At 45.8% G+C, this 23,242-nt stretch carries 21 protein-coding genes and 1 other annotated feature; of the genes, 17 read left to right on the top strand and 4 right to left on the bottom strand.

The window, feature by feature from the left end; all coding sequences use genetic code 11:
• The first annotated feature begins 91 nt into the window (after positions 1-91).
• The 7 genes from AC0NJP_RS05775 to AC0NJP_RS05745 all read left to right on the top strand — a co-directional run bounded on the left by AC0NJP_RS05775 (position 92) and on the right by AC0NJP_RS05745 (position 9,123).
• Positions 92-502, top strand: coding sequence for an RrF2 family transcriptional regulator (locus AC0NJP_RS05775; RefSeq protein ID WP_474039283.1), 411 nt, complete (start codon positions 92-94; stop codon positions 500-502).
• A gap of 18 nt (positions 503-520) precedes the next feature.
• Positions 521-1,900, top strand: coding sequence for a cytochrome ubiquinol oxidase subunit I (locus AC0NJP_RS05770; protein ID WP_474699117.1), 1,380 nt, complete (start codon positions 521-523; stop codon positions 1,898-1,900).
• The gene (gene cydB, locus AC0NJP_RS05765; protein WP_474039281.1) at positions 1,891-2,895 is read left to right on the top strand and encodes a cytochrome d ubiquinol oxidase subunit II; all 1,005 of its coding nucleotides are present in this window, start codon (positions 1,891-1,893) and stop codon (positions 2,893-2,895) included. Before AC0NJP_RS05770 ends, cydB begins: the two co-directional genes overlap by 10 nt.
• A 109-nt stretch (positions 2,896-3,004) precedes the next feature.
• The gene (gene cydD / locus AC0NJP_RS05760) at positions 3,005-4,723 is read left to right on the top strand and encodes a thiol reductant ABC exporter subunit CydD (protein ID WP_474699116.1); all 1,719 of its coding nucleotides are present in this window, start codon (positions 3,005-3,007) and stop codon (positions 4,721-4,723) included.
• Positions 4,720-6,525, top strand: a complete 1,806-nt coding sequence (gene cydC, locus AC0NJP_RS05755) for a thiol reductant ABC exporter subunit CydC (protein ID WP_474699115.1) — start codon at positions 4,720-4,722, stop codon at positions 6,523-6,525. Before cydD ends, cydC begins: the two co-directional genes overlap by 4 nt.
• 36 nt (positions 6,526-6,561) lie before the next feature.
• Entirely contained in the window at positions 6,562-7,251 is a 690-nt protein-coding gene (locus tag AC0NJP_RS05750; protein WP_474039278.1) for a DUF2225 domain-containing protein, read from the top strand.
• 30 nt (positions 7,252-7,281) lie between these two features.
• A complete protein-coding gene (locus AC0NJP_RS05745; protein WP_474699114.1) occupies positions 7,282-9,123 on the top strand; it encodes a hypothetical protein in 1,842 nt (613 codons plus the stop codon).
• A gap of 73 nt (positions 9,124-9,196) precedes the next feature.
• Here the strand turns inward: AC0NJP_RS05745 and AC0NJP_RS05740 are convergent, their stop codons facing one another.
• Complete coding sequence (locus tag AC0NJP_RS05740; RefSeq protein WP_474699113.1) at positions 9,197-9,694, bottom strand: flavin reductase family protein; 498 nt, start codon at positions 9,692-9,694, stop codon at positions 9,197-9,199.
• A gap of 115 nt (positions 9,695-9,809) precedes the next feature.
• Here AC0NJP_RS05740 and AC0NJP_RS05735 point away from each other — a divergent pair, with 115 nt between their 5' ends.
• The 5 genes from AC0NJP_RS05735 to serS all read left to right on the top strand — a co-directional run bounded on the left by AC0NJP_RS05735 (position 9,810) and on the right by serS (position 15,371).
• Complete coding sequence (locus AC0NJP_RS05735; RefSeq protein ID WP_474699132.1) at positions 9,810-10,613, top strand: demethylmenaquinone methyltransferase; 804 nt, start codon at positions 9,810-9,812, stop codon at positions 10,611-10,613.
• A gap of 194 nt (positions 10,614-10,807) precedes the next feature.
• Entirely contained in the window at positions 10,808-12,142 is a 1,335-nt protein-coding gene (locus tag AC0NJP_RS05730; protein ID WP_474699112.1) for a pyridoxal-phosphate-dependent aminotransferase family protein, read from the top strand.
• Positions 12,143-12,171: 29 nt separating this feature from the next.
• Positions 12,172-12,810, top strand: coding sequence for a histidine phosphatase family protein (locus AC0NJP_RS05725; RefSeq protein WP_474699111.1), 639 nt, complete (start codon positions 12,172-12,174; stop codon positions 12,808-12,810).
• Positions 12,811-12,903: 93 nt separating this feature from the next.
• Positions 12,904-13,779, top strand: a complete 876-nt coding sequence (locus AC0NJP_RS05720; protein ID WP_474699110.1) for an NAD(P)/FAD-dependent oxidoreductase — start codon at positions 12,904-12,906, stop codon at positions 13,777-13,779.
• 323 nt (positions 13,780-14,102) lie between these two features.
• Positions 14,103-15,371 carry a serine--tRNA ligase gene (serS, locus tag AC0NJP_RS05715; protein ID WP_474699109.1) on the top strand — a complete coding sequence of 423 codons (1,269 nt, stop codon included), beginning with the start codon at positions 14,103-14,105 and terminating at the stop codon, positions 15,369-15,371.
• A 117-nt stretch (positions 15,372-15,488) separates the two neighbouring features.
• On the opposite strand, the gene AC0NJP_RS05710 is transcribed toward serS, so the two are convergent.
• Complete coding sequence (locus AC0NJP_RS05710; RefSeq protein WP_474039270.1) at positions 15,489-16,454, bottom strand: bile acid:sodium symporter family protein; 966 nt, start codon at positions 16,452-16,454, stop codon at positions 15,489-15,491.
• A gap of 108 nt (positions 16,455-16,562) precedes the next feature.
• Positions 16,563-16,827 (bottom strand) — a binding site (T-box leader).
• A 232-nt stretch (positions 16,828-17,059) separates the two neighbouring features.
• On the opposite strand from AC0NJP_RS05710, the gene AC0NJP_RS05705 reads away from it, so the two are divergent.
• From AC0NJP_RS05705 to AC0NJP_RS05695, 3 genes are read left to right on the top strand one after another with little or no spacing between them, the layout of a single operon-like run.
• Positions 17,060-17,314, top strand: coding sequence for a FeoA family protein (locus tag AC0NJP_RS05705; protein WP_474039269.1), 255 nt, complete (start codon positions 17,060-17,062; stop codon positions 17,312-17,314).
• Positions 17,315-17,341: 27 nt separating this feature from the next.
• On the top strand, positions 17,342-19,522 hold the full coding sequence (gene feoB, locus AC0NJP_RS05700) for a ferrous iron transport protein B (protein WP_474699108.1): 2,181 nt from the start codon (positions 17,342-17,344) through the stop codon (positions 19,520-19,522).
• Between the two features lie 11 nt (positions 19,523-19,533).
• Entirely contained in the window at positions 19,534-19,683 is a 150-nt protein-coding gene (locus AC0NJP_RS05695; RefSeq protein ID WP_474039267.1) for a FeoB-associated Cys-rich membrane protein, read from the top strand.
• A 55-nt stretch (positions 19,684-19,738) separates the two neighbouring features.
• Here the strand turns inward: AC0NJP_RS05695 and AC0NJP_RS05690 are convergent, their stop codons facing one another.
• Positions 19,739-20,623: an alpha/beta hydrolase family protein gene (locus AC0NJP_RS05690; RefSeq protein WP_474699107.1), complete on the bottom strand. Its 885-nt coding sequence runs from the start codon at positions 20,621-20,623 to the stop codon at positions 19,739-19,741.
• 164 nt (positions 20,624-20,787) lie between these two features.
• Here AC0NJP_RS05690 and AC0NJP_RS05685 point away from each other — a divergent pair, with 164 nt between their 5' ends.
• Complete coding sequence (locus tag AC0NJP_RS05685; RefSeq protein WP_474699106.1) at positions 20,788-21,321, top strand: hypothetical protein; 534 nt, start codon at positions 20,788-20,790, stop codon at positions 21,319-21,321.
• 94 nt (positions 21,322-21,415) lie between these two features.
• Here the strand turns inward: AC0NJP_RS05685 and AC0NJP_RS05680 are convergent, their stop codons facing one another.
• Positions 21,416-22,183, bottom strand: coding sequence for a sulfite exporter TauE/SafE family protein (locus tag AC0NJP_RS05680; protein WP_474699105.1), 768 nt, complete (start codon positions 22,181-22,183; stop codon positions 21,416-21,418).
• 132 nt (positions 22,184-22,315) lie between these two features.
• Here AC0NJP_RS05680 and AC0NJP_RS05675 point away from each other — a divergent pair, with 132 nt between their 5' ends.
• Positions 22,316-23,188 (top strand): LysR family transcriptional regulator, encoded by an 873-nt coding sequence (locus tag AC0NJP_RS05675; protein ID WP_474039263.1) that lies wholly within the window; start codon positions 22,316-22,318, stop codon positions 23,186-23,188.
• Positions 23,189-23,242 lie beyond the last annotated feature (54 nt).

Here is a 23,242-nt window from a genome sequence, read left to right as displayed (position 1 = left end):
TTTTGTGAGAAAAGATTGACAAAAGAAAAAATAAAGTGCTAAAATGTAATTGATACCAAAGTGGTAATGTATTGAATGGAGGCGATTGCAGATGCAGTTGAATCAAGCAACTGATTATGCCTTCCGGGTCGTTTTGCATTTTTCAAAACTTGCGGCGGATACGGTGGTGAGAGGTCAGACTTTGGCTGAAAAGGAGAATATTCCTGCCCGCTTTCTGCTCAAAATTATGCGTTCTCTCACACAGGGAGGTATTATTCGTTCTTATCGCGGCGTTGTTGGCGGCTACGCCTTAGCAAAGTTGCCAGCGGACATTTCGCTTTATGATGTTATTGAAGCGCTGGAAGGACCCATTAATATTCATCGTTGTCTAGCCGGTCCCGAAAGGTGCAATCGCTTGAATGGCGGGCAGTGTCGCGTCCACTACGCACTTGCAGGAGTGCAGAATTCGCTAGTTGAGGATTTACGCAAGATTTCTTTCGAGATGTTAGCACGAGAGGAATAAAAGATGGGAGGGTAAAGTATGGAGCTCATTTTAGCACGATGGCAGTTTGCGGTTACGTCGACCTATCATTGGTTGTTTGTGCCCGTTACACTGGGGATGACGATTTTAATTGCCATTATGGAAACCATGTATGTTCGCACAGGAAATGAAATGTACAAGAAGATGACCAAGTTTTGGGGGAAATTATTCTTAATTAATTTTGCAATGGGTGTTGTCACCGGGATTGTACAGGAATTTCACTTTGGTATGAACTGGTCAGAGTATTCAAGATTTATGGGTGATATTTTTGGGGCGCCTTTAGCCTTGGAAGCTCTAACAGCCTTTTTTCTCGAATCTGTCTTTGTGGGTGTTTGGATTTTCGGCTGGGAGCGGTTTTCGCCCAAGGCTCATGCCGCTACAGCTTGGTGTGTAGCGATTGGCAGTAATTTATCAGCCTTTTGGATTCTCGTAGCTAACTCCTTTATGCAGCATCCTGTTGGCTATGTGGTTCGTAATGGCCGGGCCGAATTGAACGATTTTGGTGCTGTAGTAACAAATCCCTATGTAGTACATCAATTTCCTCATGTCGTTTTGGCCGGGATCGCTACGGCAGGCAGCCTCGTTATGGCAATTAGTGCCTGGCATTTGCTGCGGAAAAATCAAGTTGAATTTTTCACCAAGTCGATGAAGGTCGGTGTTACAGCAGCGCTGTTAGGTATGGTGCTTACAGCAGGGGCCGGTCATGCATCAGGGCAGTATTTGGCTGAGGCGCAGCCCATGAAGCTGGCCGCTTTGGAAGCCTTGTGGCATACGGAGCAATCGGCGCCTTTCTCGCTGGTTTCTTCGATTAATGAAGAAAAACAGCAAAATGATATGGAAGTGTCTGTTCCAGGCATGCTTTCCTTCCTTGTTTATAACTCGACGCAGGGTGAAGTTAAAGGCTTGAAAGACTTGCAAGCAGAATATACGGCAAAATATGGTCCTGGCGACTATATTCCCGCTGTTGTTCCTACTTTCTGGGCCTTTAGAGCTATGGTCGGCGTTGGTTCGCTTATGATTCTTTTGGCTGCTTGGGGCGCTTATCTCGTCTATACACAAAAAATTGCTGAAGCGACAACCGCACTGAAAATTCTCTTTTGGACGTTGCCGCTTACCTATATTGCGAATGCTACAGGCTGGTTTGTAGCGGAAGCTGGACGGCAGCCTTGGATTGTAGTAGGACTGCAGAAAACGGCTGAAGGGGTTTCTACGGCAGTTCCGGCAGGTAGTATTATGATTTCGCTTGTTGGCTTTACATTGATTTATGGTCTCTTAGCTGCAGTAGCACTTCGCCTGTTTATCAAGTTTATTAAACTTGGGCCTGACAGTAAACCCGCTGTTACAGTTAAGACGAACAAGGGGGCGACATTATGGAACTGAATCTAGTGTGGTTTGTCCTTGTAGCAGTACTCTTTATCGGGCTCTTTTTCTTAGAGGGCTTTGATTGGGGCGTAGGCATGCTGACGCCCTTTTTGGGACGTAGTGATAGTGAACGGCGTCAGATTATTAATTCGATTGGACCGGTATGGGAAGGAAATCAGGTTTGGTTGATTACGGCAGGCGGTGCAACTTTCGCAGCTTTTCCCCATGTATATGCTACTTTATTCAGTGGCTTTTACTTGGCGCTGTTTCTTATGCTCTTTGGCTTGATTGTTCGCGGCGTCGCTTTTGAGTTTCGCAGCAAAGAAGACAGTCCGGCCTGGCGTAATGCTTGGGACTGGCTTCTCGCTATTGGCAGTTTTATTCCAGCACTTCTCTGGGGCGTTGCTGTATGTAATTTAATTGCCGGAACGCCAATTGATGCTAAAATGCAGTATGTAGGTACTTTCTTTGATCTCTTGACTCCTTATACGCTTGTAGGTGGGATTGCTTTTCTGCTGGTCTTTCTCTATCATGGTGCGGCCTATCTCTATTTAAAGGTCGGTCAGGAACTTGCTGACCGAGCTAGAGCGGCAGCACTGCAAATCGGTCTTGGCACGGCATTAGCCTGTCTGGCCCTCTTCGGTCTCAGCTTTACAAGCACTGATATGTTTCAAAGCACACTATCGCTCGTCGCTTTTGTTTTAGCGATTGTAGCCTTCTTAGCATCTTACTTCTTCTTTTACAGTAAAAAAGGCGGGTTGGCCTTTCTGTTTAGCGGGTTGGCGATTGCCTTTACGACGATTGCTTACTTTGCCGGACTTTTCCCGCGGATTATGGTATCAAGCCTCAATCCAAGCTGGAGTTTGACGATTACGAATGCGGCAGCTTCGCCGATGACTTTAACACTCATGACCTATGTAGCTCTGGTTTTTGTGCCGATTATTCTCATTTATCAGAGTTGGGTCTATTATCGTTTTGCCAAACGGGTAGATCCTCATGATTTAGAATATTAATTTTTAAGTTTGTGACAGATAACAGCAAGAACTTGAGCCGGCTCTTAGAGCCGGCTTTTCTTTGAAGACGGTACAACTGGCTTAGAACAAAAAGAGAGTAGGGATTTTTTTGATTGACCGGACATTGCTGCAGGCAGGAAAAAGCGAAAAAAATACCTTTTGGCGACTCATTGCCCTTGGTTTAGCTAGTGCTTGCGGCGCCGTGGGGCAAGCCTATTTGCTGACGCTGCTTATGCAAAACTGTTTTTTGGCGGGCAAGCCGCTGGCCGCCAGCAAAGAGTTAATTGTAGCGCTAGTCGTTCTAGCGCTGCTTAGAGCGGCAGTGATGCGCGGACAGGAAACGGCAGCCCATTTATTTGCCAGTCGTGTGCAACAGACATTGCGGCAAAAAGTGATTTCTCATATGTTTCACCTTGGCCCTGTCGGCTTGGCGCCGCTGCCGTCGGGACAAGTGATTCATCAGGTTACTGCAGCAATTGATGGTATGGAAGAGTACTTTTCTCGGTTTTTGCCAGGCTTATGTTTAGCAGGTTTGATTCCTGTCTGTCTGTTGGCATTGACGGTTTCTCTGGACTTTTCCAGCTTTGTGCTTATGGTGCTAACTGCCCCTTTGATTCCTTTATTTATGATTCTCATTGGTAAACAGGCTGGCAAACTCAATGAAGCGCAATGGGAAGTATTGAGCCGTCTTAACGCTCATTTGCTTGATGTACTGCAGGGGCTTGATACGCTAAAACTCTTTGGCCGCAGTAAAGACCAGTTTACTGTCATTCGGCGGCTAAGCAGCGAATTCCGCGATAAAACGCTGAAAGTTTTACGAATTGCTTTTTTGTCGGCGTTCGTCTTAGAACTTGTGGCGACAATTAGTACGGCGCTCATCGCTGTTTCTGTCGGTCTGAAGCTGCTCTATGGCCACATGGAATTTGAACAGGCCTTTTTTGTGTTGTTGTTAACACCGGAATTTTATTTACCGTTGCGTCAGCTTGGTGCTTATTTTCACGCTGCCATGGCGGGTACAACAGCGGCCCATCAGGTTTTTGATTTTTTAGCGCTGACGCCGCCCCACACTTTTTCGGGACGAGAGCCGCTGCCCTTTTCTCGCTCCGTTGCTTTAAAACTGGATCATGTTACAGTAAAGTACGGTACTACAACGGTCTTACATAATATTTCGCTGTCGATTGCCAGGGGTCAGACTGTTGCTCTTGTGGGGTCCAGCGGTTCTGGTAAAACGACCTTAAGTCGTCTCTTTTTAGGCTTTTTGACACCTGATTTTGGCTCTGTATATGTAAATGAGAAATCGCTTTCCGAACTAAAAAGCTCTGATTGGTTGGCTCATGTTGCCTATGTGCCGCAAAACCCTCATATTTTCTATGGGACGATTGAAGAAAATATTTGCTTTGGTCTAAATAAAAGTCGTAATGAAGTGGAAGCGGCTTGCCGTCAGGCTCAAATTGCGGATTTCATTGCTGACTTGCCTGACGGTTATGCGACGGTCATTGGTGAAGGCGGTCGCGTTCTATCAGGCGGGCAGGCGCAAAGACTGGCTATAGCTCGGGCTTTTTTGAAAGATGCGCCTTGCTTGATTCTTGACGAAGCTACCGCCAGTCTTGACATACAGGCTGCTGCTGATTTGCAGCAGGTATTGCAGAATTTAATGGCTGATCGTACTGTCTTGTTTATTGCCCATCGCCTATCAAGCGTCATGACAGCTGACCAAATTGTGGTATTGCAGGCAGGGCGAATTGTCGAACAAGGCAAGCACGATGAACTTGTGGCGCAAGGTGGGCTCTATGCTCATTTGTTTCATGCCTATAGGAGGTCTTTATGAGCGAACTCGTCTATCTTGTGCGACTGCTGCGCTCCCATTATAAACTAGTTTGTTTGACAGTGCTGCTGGGGGCCGTGACTGTGGGCAGCAATATTGGATTGATTGCTACTTCCGCTTATTTGATTTCTCAGGCGGCGCTTCATCCTGAGCTGTATACACTTAATATTGCCATTGTTGGTGTACGGTTTTTTGGCATCTCCCGAGCCTTGTTTCGTTATGCCGAGCGCTATGTGTCTCATGATGTGACCTTTCAACTGCTCGGGGACTTGCGTGTTTTAGCTTATCAGGCCATTGAAGCGTTGCCTGAGACGAAGTGGCTACAGTTGCGTAGTGGCGATCTATTAAGCCGTCTTGTTTTTGATGTGGAGACGCTAAAGTTTTTTTATCTAAAAGTGTTAGCGCCGCCCTGCGTAGCTTTTATTGTGGCAGTTAGTACGGCGGCGTGGCTAGGAACGAATGATATTACCCTGTCTTTTGTGCTCCTTCTTGGTTTTAGTGCAGCTGGTCTGCTTGTGCCGGTTTTACTGTATTGGCTGAGCAAAGCGCAGCGTCAGCAGGAAGCTTTGCAACGAGCTGCCTTAGAAGCGGCGCTCGCTGATTCGCTGCAAGGAATCACTGAGATTGCCGCGTATGACCAACAAGAACGTTATGAAGGACAGTTGAGAGCATGGAGTGATGCCTATAGCAAAAGTCATGTCAAAACGGCTGTGGCGAAAGGCAGTGGTGATGCCTTACTACATCTTGTTACCCAGTTGACAATGCTCTTGGGAGTCATGGTAGCTGCGCCGCTTGTTACTTCAGGAGCTTTGTCTGGCGTAAGTCTTGCTGTAATCGCTTTAACACTGCAAAGTTCTTTTGAAGCAGTAGCGGTTTTACCCCACTTTCCCTTCCATTTTCTCGAAAGTAAGGCTGCGGCCAAACGTTTGATCACTCTAATGCCGATAGACGGTGCTGGTGTTCAGGGCGAGCCGAGGCGCGAGCTGCCAGGGCAAGTGAACGAAGCGAAAGCTTCAAGCTTGGCTAAACTTGACACGATCAAAATAGAAAATCTTACTTTTTTCTATGAGGGGCAGACAAGGCCTTTACTAGAAAATATTACTCTAGCCATTAAGCCAGGGCAGAAGGTGGCGCTGATTGGCGCCAGTGGTTCTGGCAAAACGACACTCGCCAATCTCTTGTTAGGATTTTTTCCGTGGCAAAATGGCAGGATTCTTTATGGCGAACATGACGTAAGTTCAATAGCGCCAGAGCATTGGCGGCAGAAGATCGCTGTTATTAGTCAAAAGACCCATATTTTTAATACGAGTCTGCGAGATAATATTTTGCTGGCGAGGCCAGCGGCGACAGAGAAAGAACTCGCTGAAGCGATTGCAGCAGCCAAGCTGACAGAGCTTTGGCAAGACAAGCAAGACGCTGCCCTAGGAGACAGTGAGGCAAAGCGGTGTCTCTTGTCTGGCGGGGAACGGCAACGCGTCGCCATTGCCCGGGCGCTACTTAAAAATGCTGCTTTCGTGATTTGTGATGAGGCGACAAGTAACCTTGACGCTTTATCCGAAACTGCTATTTTACAGGAAATGGCGGTTCTCTTTCGCGACAAAACCGTGCTGACCATTACGCATAATCTCACTAAGCTATCGCAAATGGATCAGATTTATCTGCTTGAGCAACATCATATTGCGGAGCAGGGAACACAAACGGAACTTTTAGCAAAGCGTGGCCTCTTTTATCAGCTCTACTGCCTACAGCAAGAGTCGTTTTGTGACAGGAATTTTCTCAACGCTGTCGAATACATGTCACAATAAGAGGCACTTTGCTCAAAGAGGTAGGGATGATGAATTATGGTAGCTCCAATTTATGAGACGGATAAGGAATGTGCAATCTGCGAAAAGTCCTTTCAGGTAACGAAGACACGTTCTCGCTTAACAATGACACATCAAGATGGTGATTTTTGTACGTACTATAAAGAAGTAAACCCTAACTATTACAGCATCTGGGTTTGCCCTCATTGCGGTTATGCTGCATATGACAGTCACTTTTCTGAACTGACTCAGGCTTCCAAAGATAAAGTTGCGGCTTTTTTGAAGACGCGGGAAGTACATGTGGACTATAGTGGGGAAAGAACCTGTGAAAGTGCCATAGAGACATTTAAATTGGCTTTGTTTTTCGGTAAAATAGCTATGTTTTCCGCCAGTCGGATGGCTGCTTTATACTTGCGTTTAGCTTGGCTGTACCGCGAGTTAGAGGAAAAAGAGAATGAACTGGCAGCATTAGAACAGGCGCGACTTTCTTATGAACAAGCTTTACTGAAAGAGCGGCCGCCCATTGGCAATATGAGCGGTATTACCGTGGAATATTTAATTGGGGAGCTTTATCGGCGCACCGGTCATTTGGATGAAGCTTTGTCTTATTTCGGCAAGATTGTTTCTGACCGACAGGCGAAAATGGAGCCGCGGATTCTTAAGATGGCGCGAGAAGGCTGGCATAAAGCCAAAGAAGAAAAAAAAGAACAAGAAACTGCTTCAAAATAGCGGCTAGCGGGCTGGAAGGAGGGGAAACCTGTGGTTTCAGGCGATTTAATCGGCAGAAAAAGTGTCTTAGAACAAGCGCTTTATCAGCTTAATGAGTTTCTCGATGGGGCGTCACAGCAGGATGTAGTGGAGAATTTGCGTACTTTATATGAACAGGAACGGACGCTGCTTGTGCAACGCGAGAAGAAAGAGCTAGAACGACAGCAAGCGGGGCTGACTGTAGCAATTATTGACAGTCAGCTTGATGAACTAAGGACTGTATTAAAGGAACGTTCAAAAGGGAAAAAAGAAGAGCTTTTCGCGGTTATGAAGCAAAAGCGTTGGTACTTTTTTAAAAATAATCCATTTTGGGTCTTTGACAGGCATACAGGACTGTTATGGCCGAATCTTGATTATGTTGAACTGTTTTCAGGCAAAAGAAATGAAGTTGTCAGTCAGATTACGCTGCATGAGCTTGGCGACTGGTCTGTTCCTTCTTACCGCGATTTTAAACTAGCCTGGGAAGATCGCTCCTTTCCTTTCTTTACGGCTAATTTTCAGGTGCTGTGCCGCAAAAAATGGCAGGAAGAGACACGGTTTCAAACGGAAGAAGGATTTATTTCCTCGGTCGATTTTAGTTATAACACGGGGGACTATCCTAATTGCGCCTTGTATCCTTGTAATCGCAAATTTGAGACCGATGAGTTCCAGGTGGACCGCCATAACCGACTTTATCCCGATGGTTTCGAGAGTGAACGACGTCTGCTACGCTTTTTTCTGGAACAACGTTTGTTTCCTTTTTTTGACAACGAAGCCCAGCAAGAGATTTTTAATAAATTTGTTCGGCGCCGCGAGTTGATGAAACAATATTCTAAACTCTTAGAGGAGAGTTCTCCCTTAGAAAAGGACTACGCTTTACCCGACTTGATTCGATTGTGTCGGCAAGATCTTGTAGAGTTGCCGGAAAAAACGTCAGTTCTACAATTTTATCAATTAGCGCAAACTTGGTTGGATAAGCTCCATGATGGTATTGACGCCTATGCAGCAGAGCATGGCCCATTGCTGCAGGTCTTACATAAGTTATTTGAGAAAACGCAGACTTTTGATTTTTCCGTGTATCCCCCTTCTGGCAAAGAACAGGCGTTAGCGCGTCAGGCTTGCCTAAATGAATTGTGCAGTGTGACATTGCAAGATTTGCTTAGTGATGTCGCTTTGTTGCAACAAGATGTGGCGCAGCTTGGTGAGTCGCTGCAAAGTGTTTTAGCATCAAAGGGCGTGCTGGAACGATTGGCGGCGTTAGAAAAACAAGATCGGCCCAGCCTGATATTTTTGCTTGATTTTATTTGTGATCGCCTAGAAAAAGGTCTTAGGACAATACGCTGGCGCATTACTCATTTTTCTTTAATGGAAGCGCTGTTTGAGGCTCAGATACGGCTTCATGAATACTATACAGTTACGATGCCTCAAGACCAGGCATTGTTGACGGCACAGTGCGAAGAACAAGAGTTGCCTGTGGCTTTAGCTGAGCAGTGGGGCGAGCGGTGGCGACAAGAGATAGAAATGATTGACAGCCGCTTTTTATCCCTTTTCCGGGCGGTCGAAGATGAGATTATTCCTGATTCGACAGCTGTATTTTTAGGGCAAAAGCTGAGTCAATATGCGGCGCAGGTGCGACGGTTTTATACAGAATTCCGTCTACAGCTGTACTTAAAGCATGCCGAAGCGGCGGACTTCGAAAAAGAACGAAAAGAAGAAAATGAACAACTCCTAAAGCTAACAGGTCAACTGACAGCTGCTGTTAAATCAGCAAGCTTTGATTTAGAAAAAGCAGCGGCTAAGACCTTCTTACGGCATTGGAGTGAACCTTGGCTCAAAGCCCGTTCGGGAAGTTAATAAAAACAGGCCGGCAAGCGCAGCTTTTGCTGCGGCTTGCTAGCCTGTTTTTTTAGCCGATTCATAATCGGACTTATTTATCGTAGCTCGCTACAATTTCGCCGTAATACATGGTATGATAATCACCATTTTTGTACCAGCGTTCCTGCTCAGCGCCATCCAGTGCGGTGCTGTCCATGGTTTGTTTATATAAGACTTTACATTCATAAAAACGGTCACATTCGCCGATTACCGGGACGGCAACTTTTTTTCCTGGCACAGCTGTGAGTTTAGCAGCTTCAAGTTTATCAAGATCGCGGCCGGATTTACTGCCGCAAAGCGCTAGTGCTTCTTTGAGATCGCCATAGGGAAAGCTTACAGTAAATTCGCCGTGCTGATCGAGTAGTTCTTTACTATAGCGGGACTGGCGGACAAGAATGGTAAACACCGGTTTTCCCCACAGAAAGCCAATATTACCCCAGGCAATTGTCATAGTATTAACCTTTGAGCCATCGCTTGTCGTTAGAAAAGCGCCTTTCTCTAATTGCTTAAGTACTTTGCCTGTTTCTTGCTGATAGCCTTTATCGCACATGTTACAACACTCCTTTTATACGAAAGTTCATCTATAAAATTCTCCACTGGATAAATTTTCCCTGTCGTCTGCACCAGGAAAGATTGAAAAAGCTTTTCCAAAGAGAGTATAATAAATAAGAATAAAGAGTTTTATTTATTATAAAGAAAGCTGTCGATGCAGTCTAAATAAAAAGGAGCGAGTTGCCTTGGAGCAGTTTGACGGTGTCAGTAAACAAGAATATGTGCATGAAGTTTTTACAACGATTGCATCAAAGTATGATTTGTTAAATTCGGCGTTAAGTTTTAATCAGGATAAGTATTGGCGCCGTTTTGCTGTAGAAAAAGCCCAGCTTTGCCCAGGCGATTTGACTTTGGATGTGGCCTGCGGTACCGGAATGTTGGCGCTAGAACAGGCGAAGACCATGGGAACAGGTCAAATTGTTGGCTTTGACTTTTGTCAGAACATGCTGGACAAAGCAGCAGAAAATATTGCCGCAACCGATTATGCCCCGATGATTAAGTTGTTACAGGGTAACGCCATGGAACTTCCGTTTCCTGACAATACCTTTAAAGCAGTTACGATTGGTTTTGGCTTACGCAATATGCCTGATTATAAGCAGGTGATTGCCGAAATGGTTCGAGTCGTGAAGCCTGGCGGGAGAGTCGTTTCGTTAGAGCTCGCTAAGCCTAGTATGCCCGGCTTTAAACAGCTTTACTATTTCTACTTTGAACAGGTTTTGCCTTTCCTGGGGAAACTGGGAATCGGTCAAGAGGGGCCTTATCGCTGGTTACCGGAATCGCTGAAACTGTATCCGCATCAGCAGATTGTAAAGGAAAGCTTTATCGCCGCAGGGCTTGCTGACGCCTGTTGCTATGAACTAACAGGCGGAATTGTGGCCGTTCACGCCGGAACAAAAGGCGTTTGTCTGGCAAAATAGCTTTTTATTGCAAAGGTTGCGTTTATAGAAAAGACACTTGACTCTATAATGGAGATCTATTATAATCGGAATTGTTATAATAAAATTATAAAGACTTAGCAATGAGCAGGACCCATTGGACAGTATACATACAGAGAGCCGGCGGTTGGTGCAAGCCGGTTGGATAGTGCCGATGTTCCGCCTGGGAGCTTCTAGTGATAAAGCAAGACGGAGTCGCCCGTTATCGCGAAGTGAGTTGGCGTAATAGCAACAAGGGTGGCAACGCGGGAAAAGCTCTCGTCCCTATCAGGGATGAGGGCTTTTTATTTTTTTATGAGCAGCTTTTTGGTGAATTTAGCGATAAGGAGACGATCAAAATGTTAAAAAAACCTACTTTATTTATGCCTGGCCCGACGAATGTGCCTGAACGAGTGCTGCAAGCTATGGATAGGCCTGTAATTAATCATCGGGGTCCAGCTTATGAAGGGATGTTTAGGAAAGTCAGTACTGAGATGCAGGGGATCTTTCAAACGCAAGAGCCTGTATTGATTTATCCAGCGGCTGGTACTGGTATGATGGAAGCAGCGATCGTCAACGTCTTATCGCCTGGCGATACGGTGCTTGTTGTATCAATCGGCGTTTTTGGCGACCGCATTGCCGATATTGCTACGCGCTTTGGCTTAAAGGTGGAAAAGCTTGCCGTAGAATGGGGCTGCGCTGCTGAGCCGCAAGCCTTGAAAGAACGGTTAGAACAAGATGTGAACCGCGAAATTAAAGCCGTGTTTATTACCCATAATGAAACATCTACAGGGATAACGAATCCTTTGCAGCAATTAGCGGCAGCGGCGGCTTTTCATCCAGCGCTGGTGATTATTGATGCTGTAAGCTCCCTGGGCGCTATTGAGCTAAAAATGGATGAATGGGGACTTGATGTTGTATTTACAGGCGCCCAGAAGGCGCTTATGTTGCCGCCTGGGCTTGGTTTTATGGCGCTAAGTAGTAAAGCTATGATCGCTTATGAAACGAGCACTTTGCCAAAATACTATTGGGATGTGGCTTTGCTTAAAAAATCTTTAGCGAAATGGCAGAATCCTTATACACCGCCTGTAAGCCTGCTCTTTGGCTTGCAAGAATCTCTTACCATGATTGCGGAAGAAGGCCTTTACGCTATTTTTCGGCGTCATGAAATTCTCGCACGGGCCGTTCGCGCTGGCGTCACAGCATTAGGATTAGAGCTGTTTGCGCAAGGAGCCGGAGCATCTAATGTAGTTACGGCAGTAAAAGCGCCAGAGGGAATTGGCGGCAAGGCGATTCAAAGCCATATGCGCGAATTTTTCGGAATTACCTTATCGGGCGGTCAAAAACAGTTGGAAAATAAAATTTTTCGTATCGGTCATTTAGGCTATGTGGCGCCGACGGACGTATTGCTTGTAATCGCCGCACTAGAGATGACGCTGACAGCACTCAAAGTACCTTGCAGCCTTGGCGAAGGAGTAAAGGCTGCGCAGCTGTCGCTGCTTGCTGATGGCTTGTTAGTAATGGATCATTAACTGTCACCACGATTAAGGGAGGAATTATTTTGGTACGAATTATTTTAGTGCGTCACGGCGAAACGACTTGGAATAAGGAAGGGCGCTATCAAGGGCAGATTGATACGCCACTCAGTGAGCGCGGCTTGGCGCAAGGCAAGGCTGTGGCTGAAGCGCTGAAAGAGATTCCCATTGATTTGTGCTATGTCAGCACTTTATCAAGGGCCAAAGATACGGCGGGTTTCTGTATGGCCTATCATGACGGGCCTGTTTATGAAGACGAACGGTTGCTAGAGATTAATCACGGTCTATGGGAAGGAAAGCTGGCCGTAGAAATTGGCACTGAGTACCCTGAAATGCTGCAAGAGTGGCGCACCAAAGTCGTCGGTGTAACGATGCCAGAGGGCGAGAGCATTACCACAGTTCGTGACCGAGCCATGGCCGCCTTCCGTGATTATGCAGCAAAGCATGACGGCAAGACGATTTTAGTTGTGGCCCATGATGCTGTAAACAAAGCCGTTTTGTGCGATATGCTCGATATTGGCCTCGATCATTTTTGGCAGGTGAAACAGGATAATACCTGTATTAATGTGGTAGAATATAGCGAAGGCAAGTGGCGGTTGGTATTGATGAATTCGACAGCTCACTTAGGCTTTTTGTTTAGCGGAATTGAACAAAAGGGATTATAAGTCCACTTCTTTAAAAATTATCTTGCAGGACTTTTTTGCTTGAGCGGTTAATTCTTAAAAAAGAGGAAACCCTTAAGAAAAGGAGGTCGTGTTATGGCCGATGTCTTTGATATTGCCGTGATTGGCGGCGGTCCTGCCGGATTATCAGCTGTTTTAACAGCAAAAAATCGTAATAAGAGTGTGTTACTATTTGAGCATTTGGCCTTTAGCCCTAAGTTGCAAAAGGCCCATCAGATTGATAACTATCTAGGTCTTCCCAATGTTACCGGGTCGGCGATGATGGATGTTTTTTCGCAGCATGCCCTAAGTCGCGAGCCTGTTCTCGTCAAAGAGAAGGTTGTTAATATTTTTGCAACAAATCCTAATTTTATGTTAGTCACAGGGAAAGAAACTTATCAGGCTAAAAGTGTAATTTTAGCAACAGGCCTGATGATGGCAAACCTCTTTGATGGAGAGAAAGAGCTATTAGGGCGCGGCGTAAGTTATTGCGTCACTTGCGACGGCATGTTTTATCGCGGGAAAAATGTAGCGGTAGTATCTTACACCGAAGAAGCGGAAGAGGAGAGCAACTTCTTAGCTGAAATTTGCCAAAGCGTTACTTATTTGCCGCAATACAAAGGAAACTACGAGAGACTCGATAAGGCCATTGCGGTTTTTGCCGCGAAACCGCAAAAGGTTTGTGGGGAAGATCAGGTCTCAAAGCTCATGACCGACCAGGCTGCTTTACCGATTGACGGTTTATTTATTATGCGTGAATCTGATCCGGTGGAATCACTGTTACCGGAATTAGAATTAGACGATAAAGTTGTTCTTGTGGACAGGCAAATGGCTACAAATGTGCCTGGCGTTTTTGCCGCCGGTGATTGCACTGGTAAACCTTGGCAAATTGCTAAAGCTGTAGGGGAAGGTTTAGTCGCGGCCTTGAGTGCGGTTTCATACCTAGATGGACAAAAGCAAGAACGGAAATAGGTAAAAAACTTTGCGCCAAGGCGTAAGATATAGTAAAATAGGAACATACTAGAAAATTTCTCTTATAATATAGATGAATTTGGCGATGACAGGACTACGATTATGAGGCAGTTTTCAGAGAACTGGCGGTAGGTGCGAGCCAGCAGCAGTCCATATCTATCCCCCCTGGAGCTTGCGGGAAACTGCACGGCTTGCGACCGTTATCCGTTGATGAAAGTGGACTCATAGAGTCAATAAGGGTGGCAACGCGGGAAAACTCTCGTCCCTGTTTTTTGGGCGAGAGTTTTTTGTATGTTTTTTATTTTATGAAGGAGGTATTCTTCGTGTTAGATATTAAATTTGTACGGGAAAATCCTGAAGTAGTGGAACAAGCTTTAAAAAATCGCGGCGCAGCAATGAGTCTAGAAGATTTTTTAGCGCTGGAAAAGCAGCGCCGTGCGCTGCTGGCTGAAGTAGAAGCCTTGAAAAGTAAACGCAACAGCGTATCAGCAGAAGTCAGTCGCCGTAAGAAAAGCGGCGAAGACGCTGAGTCGCTCATCATCGAGATGCGCGGTGTTGGTGAAGCCATTAGTTCGCTTGACAGCCAAGTCAAAGAAGTGGAAGCAAAACTTGACGACATTATTAAAAGCATTCCCAATGTGCCGCATGCATCGGTTCCAGTGGGGAAAGATGAGAATGATAATCCGGAAGTCCGCAAATGGGGCGCGCCCCGCGAATTTTCTTTTGAGCCAAAGCCCCATTGGGAAGTCGGCGAAAAACTAGGAATTCTCGATTTTGAACGTGGCGGCAAGGTTACTGGAGCTCGCTTTACTTTCTGTAAAGGTCTTGGTTCTCGTTTAGAACGGGCGTTGATTAATTTCATGCTTGATCTGCATACTGGCGACCATGGCTATACCGAATTTTTCCCACCCTTTATTGTCAATAAAGATAGTATGATGGGTACGGGCCAATTGCCCAAGTTTGCTGAAGATATGTTTAAGCTGGAAGGTCTTGATTATTATTTAATTCCTACAGCGGAAGTGCCAATTACCAACTATCATCGCAGCGAGATTCTTGATGACGCTGACTTACCACTCAAGTATACCGCTTATAGCGCTTGTTTCCGGGCGGAAGCTGGCGCCGCTGGCCGTGATACGCGAGGCCTCATTCGTCAGCATCAGTTTAATAAAGTAGAAATGGTAAAATTCTGTCGCCCCGAAGATTCTTATGATGAATTAGAAAAACTGACACTAGATGCGGAAAAAGTACTGCAGCTTTTAGGTTTGCCTTACCGTGTAATTCTATTGTGTACTGGCGATGTGGGCTTCTCGTCAGCTAAGACCTACGATCTGGAAGTCTGGCTGCCAAGCTTTAATAAATATCGTGAAATTTCCTCTTGTTCAAACTTTGAAGATTTCCAAGCTAGACGGGCTGATATCAAATTTAGACGCCAGCCTAAAGCAAAACCAGAATTCGTTCATACTTTGAATGGATCCGGCGTAGCGATTGGCCGTACGGTTGCGGCGATTTTAGAAAATTATCAGCAGGAAGATGGTTCGGTTATTGTACCGGAAGTCTTGCGGTCTTACATGAAGACAGATGTGATTCGGTAAGTTTTACTGCATGATATAAAGAAGACTGCCTCCCATAAGCTCGCATATGAGCTGGGAGGCAGTCTTCTTTTTTTGATTGCAAGAAGATGTTTTTTGGGGGCGAGTTCTTAGGGAAAGTTAGGCTTTGGAATCCACAAGGTCAGAGACCATCGCCGATTTTTCTGTTTTGGAGCCCCAATAGCTAGCCAGAATACTGCCACTGATATTCTGCCAGATACTGCATACGGCGGCGGGGAGGGCGGCCATGGGATCAAGATGGGCCATGGCGAGGGCTACAGCAAGTCCAGAATTCTCCATGCCAATTTCAAAGGTAATGGCCCGCGCTTTCTTTTCACCCATTTTAACAGCATGAGCGGAACCATAGCCAAGCAGGAGACCAAGACTGTTGTGGAGAAAAACGGCGGCTACAATAATCAGGCCGACTGTAGCTAGTTTAGCAGCGTTTACGGCAACGACGCAGGACAGAATCGTAATAATGCAGATGACAGAAAAGGCAGGCACAATGTGAACGATTTGATCCAATTTTTCTTTAAAGACCATCCGGCAGGCTACGCCTGTCGCTACAGGTAGTAGGACAATTTTTACGATTTCAATAAAGAGTGCAGTTACATCGATGGGGATAAACGATCCGGCTAAGACTAAGAAAATATAGGGAGTAAGCAGCGGCGCTAAAATGGTATTTACGCTGGATACGGTAACGGAAAGCGCCGTATCACCTTTGGCGATAAAGGACATAACATTGGAAGCGGTACCGCTGGGGCAAGCGCCGATGAGTACAACGCCAGCAGCTAGGGCCGGTGGCAATCCCAGTACTTTGGCAACGCCATAGCCAATGAGGGGCATGAGCAGATACCGGAAAGATACGCCATAGAAGACTTCGCGGGGATGTTTTAAAACAAGCTTGAAATCATCGAGCGACATGGTAAGGCCCATGCCGAGCATAATAAAGCCAAGCAGATAAGAAATGGCCGGAACAATCGGCTTGAATGGCGTTGGCTGCCAAAAGGCGATGCAGGAAAACAGAATGACCCATAAGGTGAACTTTTTACAGATAAACGTAGCTATTTTTTCTAAGAGATTCATAACACGATCCTCCTGATAGATAAATTTGTTGAGTAACAGCGGCGTTTCGCGTCGACATCGAACCGAACGCTGAAAATAAAAAAACCGCTTGACTCCTTGAATCGTCATTCAAGGGGCAAGAGGCTATCTCGCGGTACCACCCTTTTTCACAGTTCTTTTTATCATAAAAAAAGAACTGCCTCTCATTAGGTCTAACAACCCTAGCAAGGTAACGGTTGCACTCTATAATAGAGTTGATTCCGGCGCGGCTTACTATTATTCAGCGTTGCAGTTCAGGAGTGATGTCCTTTAAGAGCTTGTTACCGATTCGCACCAACCATCGGCTCTCTGAAACAAAAGAATCATAAAGGGGTGTCTCCGTCATTACTTTTATGGAGCATAATGAAGTTGTTTTAAATAGTGTAATCTTGTAAAACTTAAATTAAGTATACAAGGTAACATTTTTTTTGTCAAGGTGAAAAATGGCTGCACTTTAAAAATAGTTAGAAAGATTACACTGTGGCGAACCCTTGGACGTTCTGATGGTATTGACAAGGCAGCGCTAATTTCGTTACAATGAAAATGATAATCAATACCTTTATGGTATGGTGAATGGAGGCGATGGCATGGCGCAAGCGCTTAGCGAACTTACAGCTGGACAAAAAGCCCGCGTAGTGCGCATTGTTGGTAAGGGGCCGATTAAACGGCGGATTTTTGATATTGGGATTGTGCCGGGCGCCTTGATTGAAGTGCAGAAATTTGCTCCCCTTGGCGATCCTATGGAAATTAAAGTGAAAGCTTTTAATTTGTCGCTGCGTAAGCAGGAAGCTGAATATATTGAAGTAGAAATTGTAACAGATGAAGTATGTTGTCTTGCCTAACAGCAAGGCTTAGTTAAGGAGAATAGAATGTCTAGGTCATCCCTTACGATTGCTCTTGCCGGGAATCCGAATTGCGGCAAAACAACGATTTTTAACCATTTGACAGGCTCGAATCAGCATGTCGGTAATTATTCAGGCGTTACGGTGGAAAAAAAGGCCGGACGCAAGCTGTTTCAGGACACAGAACTGACAATTGTTGATTTGCCAGGGACCTATAGTTTGACTGCTTATTCTATTGAAGAAGTTGTTACGAGAGATTTTATTGTGTTAGAACAGCCTCATGTTGTTATTGATGTTTTAGACGGTTCCAATTTGGAGCGGAATCTCTATTTAGCTGTGCAGTTATTGGAACTCAATCGACCACTGGTGTTAGCGGTAAATATGGTTGATGTGGCGGCAGCTAGAGGACTCCAGTTTAGTCTGGAGAAGCTAGGCGAAATCCTTTCCGTGCCTGTTGTGACTACTGTGGGAAATAAAAAACGTGGGTTGGAAGATCTGCTGCAACGGGCTGTAGCGGCTGCAAAGGAGCCGCAAAGCGGCTTTTTACTAGATTATGGACGGGAAATCGAGGCAGCGATTCAAGCGCTAAGTTCCTTAATGCCGGAAAACGTGGTAGCCCTGAAGTACCCGCAACGTTGGCTTTTGCTAAAGTTGCTGGAAGAGGATCGCGATGTGATTCGTCAGATAAAAGACTTACCTGGCAGTGAACGACTTTTAGCGCGAGCTGCGGTCTTAAGCAAAGATCTTGCTGCTCAATTTGATGATGATGTGGCCAGCATTGTAGCTGATAAACGTTATCAGTACGTGGGTGAATTGTATCGCCGCATTGTTTTATGCGAGGCGCCGTCAGCAAAGACTTTATCAGATCGGATTGACTCGGTTCTAACGAATCGACTGCTCGGGATACCGCTTTTTTTAGCTATGATGTGGTTGGTTTTTAATCTCGTTTTTACGATTGGATCGGGTCCGCAGAAGACGATTCAGGCAGGTCTTTCGTTGTTGGCCCAATATGCTGGTGAGATGTTACCGGAGAGCGGGCTGAAAGATCTGCTGATTGATGGTGTGATTGGCGGCGTTGGCAGCGTCTTGTCTTTTGTCCCGATTATTCTGCTCCTCTTTGCGGCGATTGCTGTGTTGGAAGACTCCGGTTATATGGCGCGAGCCGCTTTTATTATGGATCGGATCATGCATAAAGTGGGGCTTCATGGCAAATCCTTTATTCCATTATTACTGGGATTTGGCTGCAGTGTTCCGGCAATTATGGGAACGCGGACCTTGGAAAACCCCCGCGACCGTCTTGTGACGATCTTGGTTACGCCCTTTATGAGCTGCAGTGCCAGGCTGCCTGTCTATACACTGCTTTGCGCCGCCTTTTTCCCCGAGAATATGGCGGGAACCGTGCTGTTTTCAATTTATATTTTAGGCATTTTCTTAGCTGTGTTTATGGCCCGCTTACTGCGAACTTTTTTATTAAAGGGTGATACCGAACCTTTTGTAATGGAAATGCCACCCTATCGCTGCCCTTCGCTGAAAAGTATTTTGCTGCATATGTGGGAAAGAACGATTCTTTATGTCCGCAAAGCTGGCACGATTATTTTGGCAGTATCCATTCTGATCTGGTTTTTAACGAATTATCCGGCGGAAGTTTCTTATAGTGCCGACTATGATGCCCTGCAAGCTCAGCTTGTGCAAAATTATGAGAAGCAAGTTAACAGCCATTCTTATAATTCAGACGAACTTGAGGAACTGTCCCAAGAGTTAGACGACCAGATGGCAGAGTTAAAGCAGGCGCAGGCCAGCGAAAAACTGGCGCAAAGCTATGCTGGGCAAATCGGTAAGACCTTAGAGCCGTTTGTGGCGCCGCTTGGGTTTACTTGGAAACAAGCTGTTAGCTTATTTGCTGGCTTTTCAGCAAAAGAAGTGATTGTAAGTACTATGGCAACAATTTACAGCGTAGGTGATAGCGGGAAAACAGGTAGTGAGCTGGCTAAAGCCTTAGCGGCTGATCCGGCGATGAATCCTCTAGTCGCTTATACTATGATGGTCTTCATTTTAATTTATTCGCCCTGTGTGGCGACAATCGCCGCCATCCGGCGCGAAACAAACTCAACGAAATGGGCCCTGTTTGCCTCAATCTATACGACGGCTGTCGCCTGGGTGATGGCTTTTCTCGTATATCATGGCGGGCTGCTATTCGGAGTGCGTTAGGAGGAGGGAATATGGAAAATATTCTTTTAGGATTGATTGGTTTGGGCGCGGTCTTCTATCTTGGCCGTCTTGCTTATCGGCAGGTCAAGGGCAGTGACGCTTGCGCTTGCTCTAAAGGTTGTCAGGGATGCCGTATGAAGGAAAAGGAAGACGAAAAATAAGACAAAAGCTTCGGCGTTACATCGCCGAAGCTTTTGTCTTATAATGTATCTACTTCTATTTCTGTTGTAAAAGTGTTGCGAGAAAAGCCGTTACGGCCGGGGACCAGGCCTTTTGGTTTCCCACAAAAGACCGATGACCGTCGTCGCTAAAATCCGGTAGGGTGACAAAAGCAGCGTTGCCGCCGGCACTTTGATAGGCTTTCACCATGGCTTGCGCTAAATCAGGATTAAAATAATGGTCATTCGTAGCGTAAAGCCAGAGTGTGGGGATTCGCGAGGTTTTGCCAAAGAACTCCATCGAGGCGATCAAATCATCTTTATTATAGACTTGGTCAGGCGCGTAAGAGCCGCGGCCGCCAGCGAAATTAACGATACCAATCACGCCGGGGATTTGCAGCGAGCCAGTAGCAATCACAGAATGTCCGCCAGTCGATTGACCTACCAGGATAATCTTGCTGGGATTGACATAAGGAAGCGTTTTGCCGAAGCTAATGGCCGCCGAGAGGTCTTTTGCCGCTTCGAGGCCTGCGTGGGTATAGTTTCGCCTACCTGCTGTTAAAGTCGTTGCTTCGGCATAAGGCGCACTTGATTCGCCAAACCCGCGCCTTACAACAAATAAAACGACGTAGCCTTGTTTGACAAAATACGCTGCTTGATGTCTAAAGTAAGTATTGACATTAGTAAGTAATCGATCGGTGGCGGTACGCGGCGTGCCATGGGTTAAAACAATAAGGGGGAAAGGCCCATCTCCTTCTGGTTTATAGATTTTCCCATCTAGATCGTAATTGGCATCAGGCAATTTCAACGGGATTTTGACAAGATCTGTTTCCAGTTCAGCTGCTTGCGAGATCGTCGGATACAGAACCGTCAGCAGCCCAAAGAATAGAAGAAATAATAGACAGTGCCATTGGATCGTTTTTTTTGAGTAAGACAGAGACATAACCAAAACCCCTTTCGCAAGACAATGTTACCAATGTTTTCGCTTGGGACGGGAGAATTCCTGCGCTAGATACTTTCTTTTTTACTGTAATTGCCGCTCCGGGAAGGACGCGCTATAATACTAAGGTAAGATTTTTTTAGCTTTTTTAAAAAGGAGTGAGTTTTTTGCGATTAAAAATTATGATCGTTTTGTGTTTGGGACTGCTTGTTTTGCAACCTGCTTTAGGATCTAGGGTTTTTGCGGCAGCAAGTGATAATTCTTTGGCTGCTGTTGCTTTGTATATCGATACATCAGGTCATTATGTGCCAGGAACCGATTTGATGAACAAGGCGCTGAATGAAGTCATTCGCTTGAAAGTCAATTTGCTAATGCTTGGCAGTGAAGTACAGTCAGGCAGCGAGGTATTGCGTGATCTGACCGACTATAATATTCATAGTGTAACAGAAGCTACACCTGATTCGCTTGCCGCCTATAGTGCGCAACGCCATGTGAATTATGTTGTGCTTTTTGCGGTGCATCCGCTTGATGCGGCTGTGGATTTAAAAGTGTATTCGGCGTCCTCCGGCGCGTTTATGATTGATAAAAGCATTTCCCGCTCCGATACGGACGGCGCTTTATCTACCGTAGAGGCGTTATCGAGCATGGTGGGAACAGCTGTAACCGAAGTATTGACTTTGCTCAAAAATCCAGTTCAATAAATAAGTTAAAGGGGCTGACGCAGTATGCGGCAGCCCCTTGTGCTAGCAAGAACAGAATCAGTCTGTGTTTGATGGTTTGAAATAGGGAAACTTCTTAAGCAAACGCGTGGGCTGTGAAAATCAGCCTTAGACCGAGACCGAAGAGAGCCACTGCCAATAGAATCATGATGACCCGCGATTTTGTTTTGGTCGAGAGTTTGGCGCCAGCCTGAGCGCCGATGACAGCGCCGATGCCGATGGTAGCAGCTGGCATGAGCAAGATATTGCCAAGCAAGAAGTGGGAAATAACGCCGACAAAACTAGAAATGCATAGGACAAAGTGCGATGTCGCTGTAGCAATATGGGGCGGGAAAGACAAGAGATATACCATGGCCGGTACATGAATCACGCCGCCGCCAATGCCAAGAATACTCGAAAGAAAGCCGACTACGAGGCTTAGCAAAATACCGAAGATTCGGTTGTATTGAAATGTTTTTGGATCAAAAGCAGGTTGCTGACCTTTGGCGGATGGCCGGAAAAACATGAGCACGGCAATGATAAGCAGGAGTGTGCCAAAAGCGGTGCGGAAAGTTGCTCCGGTAAAGTACTGAACAAGATAACTGCCAAGGAAGGCGCCAGGCAAAGTGGCAAGACTAAAGCGGATGGCTGCATCGTAGTAAACCTTTTTTTGCTTTACATAGGCAATAGAACCTGATAAAGCATTCAAAAAGACGATGGCCAAAGATGTGCCGACCGCATGGGCTGGCGACCAGTGAAAAACCATGATAAACAGCGGGACAAGCAGAAAGCCGCCGCCAACGCCAACTAACGTGCCGAATGCGCCAATAAAGAGGCCTAAAGCCAGATAAGACAAAATAAGCATGGGAAAATCCTCCTTTATATAGTACCGTAATGAGTTCTATACTCTAAGTATAGTCACGTTTTTTATACATGAAAAATATTAACTAACTATGTTAGAATAGTTATAAACTATGTTTTAGCTAGGGAGGCGCCTATGGATTTACGCCAGTTAGAATATTTTCAGGTTGTGGGAAAAGTCAAAAGCATTACGAAGGCGGCGCAGCAATTTCATATTGCCCAGCCGTCTGTTTCTGTGGCTATTCAAAAACTGGAAGAGGAGCTAGGCGTGCAGCTTCTTGACCGGGGGCAGCGTCAGATTGATTTGACGGTAGAGGGTAAGATTTTTCTGGGGCGAGTCGATGAGATTTTAGGAAAGCTGGCTGAATCTATTAAGGAAATGCATGACTATCGCTTATTGCAGAAAGGCTCGATTAAAATCGGCGTAACGCCCATTGTGGGCGCCTTCTTTTTTCCGTTATTATTTGCTGAATTTGCCAGGGAATTTCCGCAGTTTGAATTGCACTTTGTGGAAGAGGGATCATTGTCGATTCGTCGTCGCTTGGAGCAGGGGGAACTGGATATTGGGATTATGATTCTATCAAATGCGCCGCCAGAGCTTAGCTCGGTGCCTGTCGCATCAGGCGAAATTCTGCTTTGTCTGCCCCTCGATCATCCTTTATCTCAGGCCAAGCAGGTTCCCTTTAGCGAACTCGCGAAATATCCTTTTATCTTGTTTCGTGAAGATACTTATTTTCGTAAAGTCATTATGGAAGAGGCGGCAAAACATCACTTTACACCGAGAATCGTTTTTGCGTCGCGACAGATTGAGACGGTGTTAGGACTGGTGGAGCAAGGCGTTGGTATTTCTTTTGTGCTTGACGCCATTGCGGCTAAACATGGGAATATCGTTACGAGAAAGTTATCTGAACCTCTCTATATAGAAGCTGGTGTAGCTTGGTATGAAGGACGCTATTTATCAAAAGCGGCAAAAGCTTTTATTGACTTTGCGGCGAGCCGTTCCTTTTAAGGCATTTGTCATCGGATTGTCATAGGTTCATGGTACAGTAAAAGAAAATCTTGG

It is taken from the genome of Pelorhabdus sp. sgz311002 (genome assembly GCF_056134285.1).
Note: the sequence above shows the minus strand (reverse complement) of the source record. Positions and strands in the feature narration are given on the sequence as shown.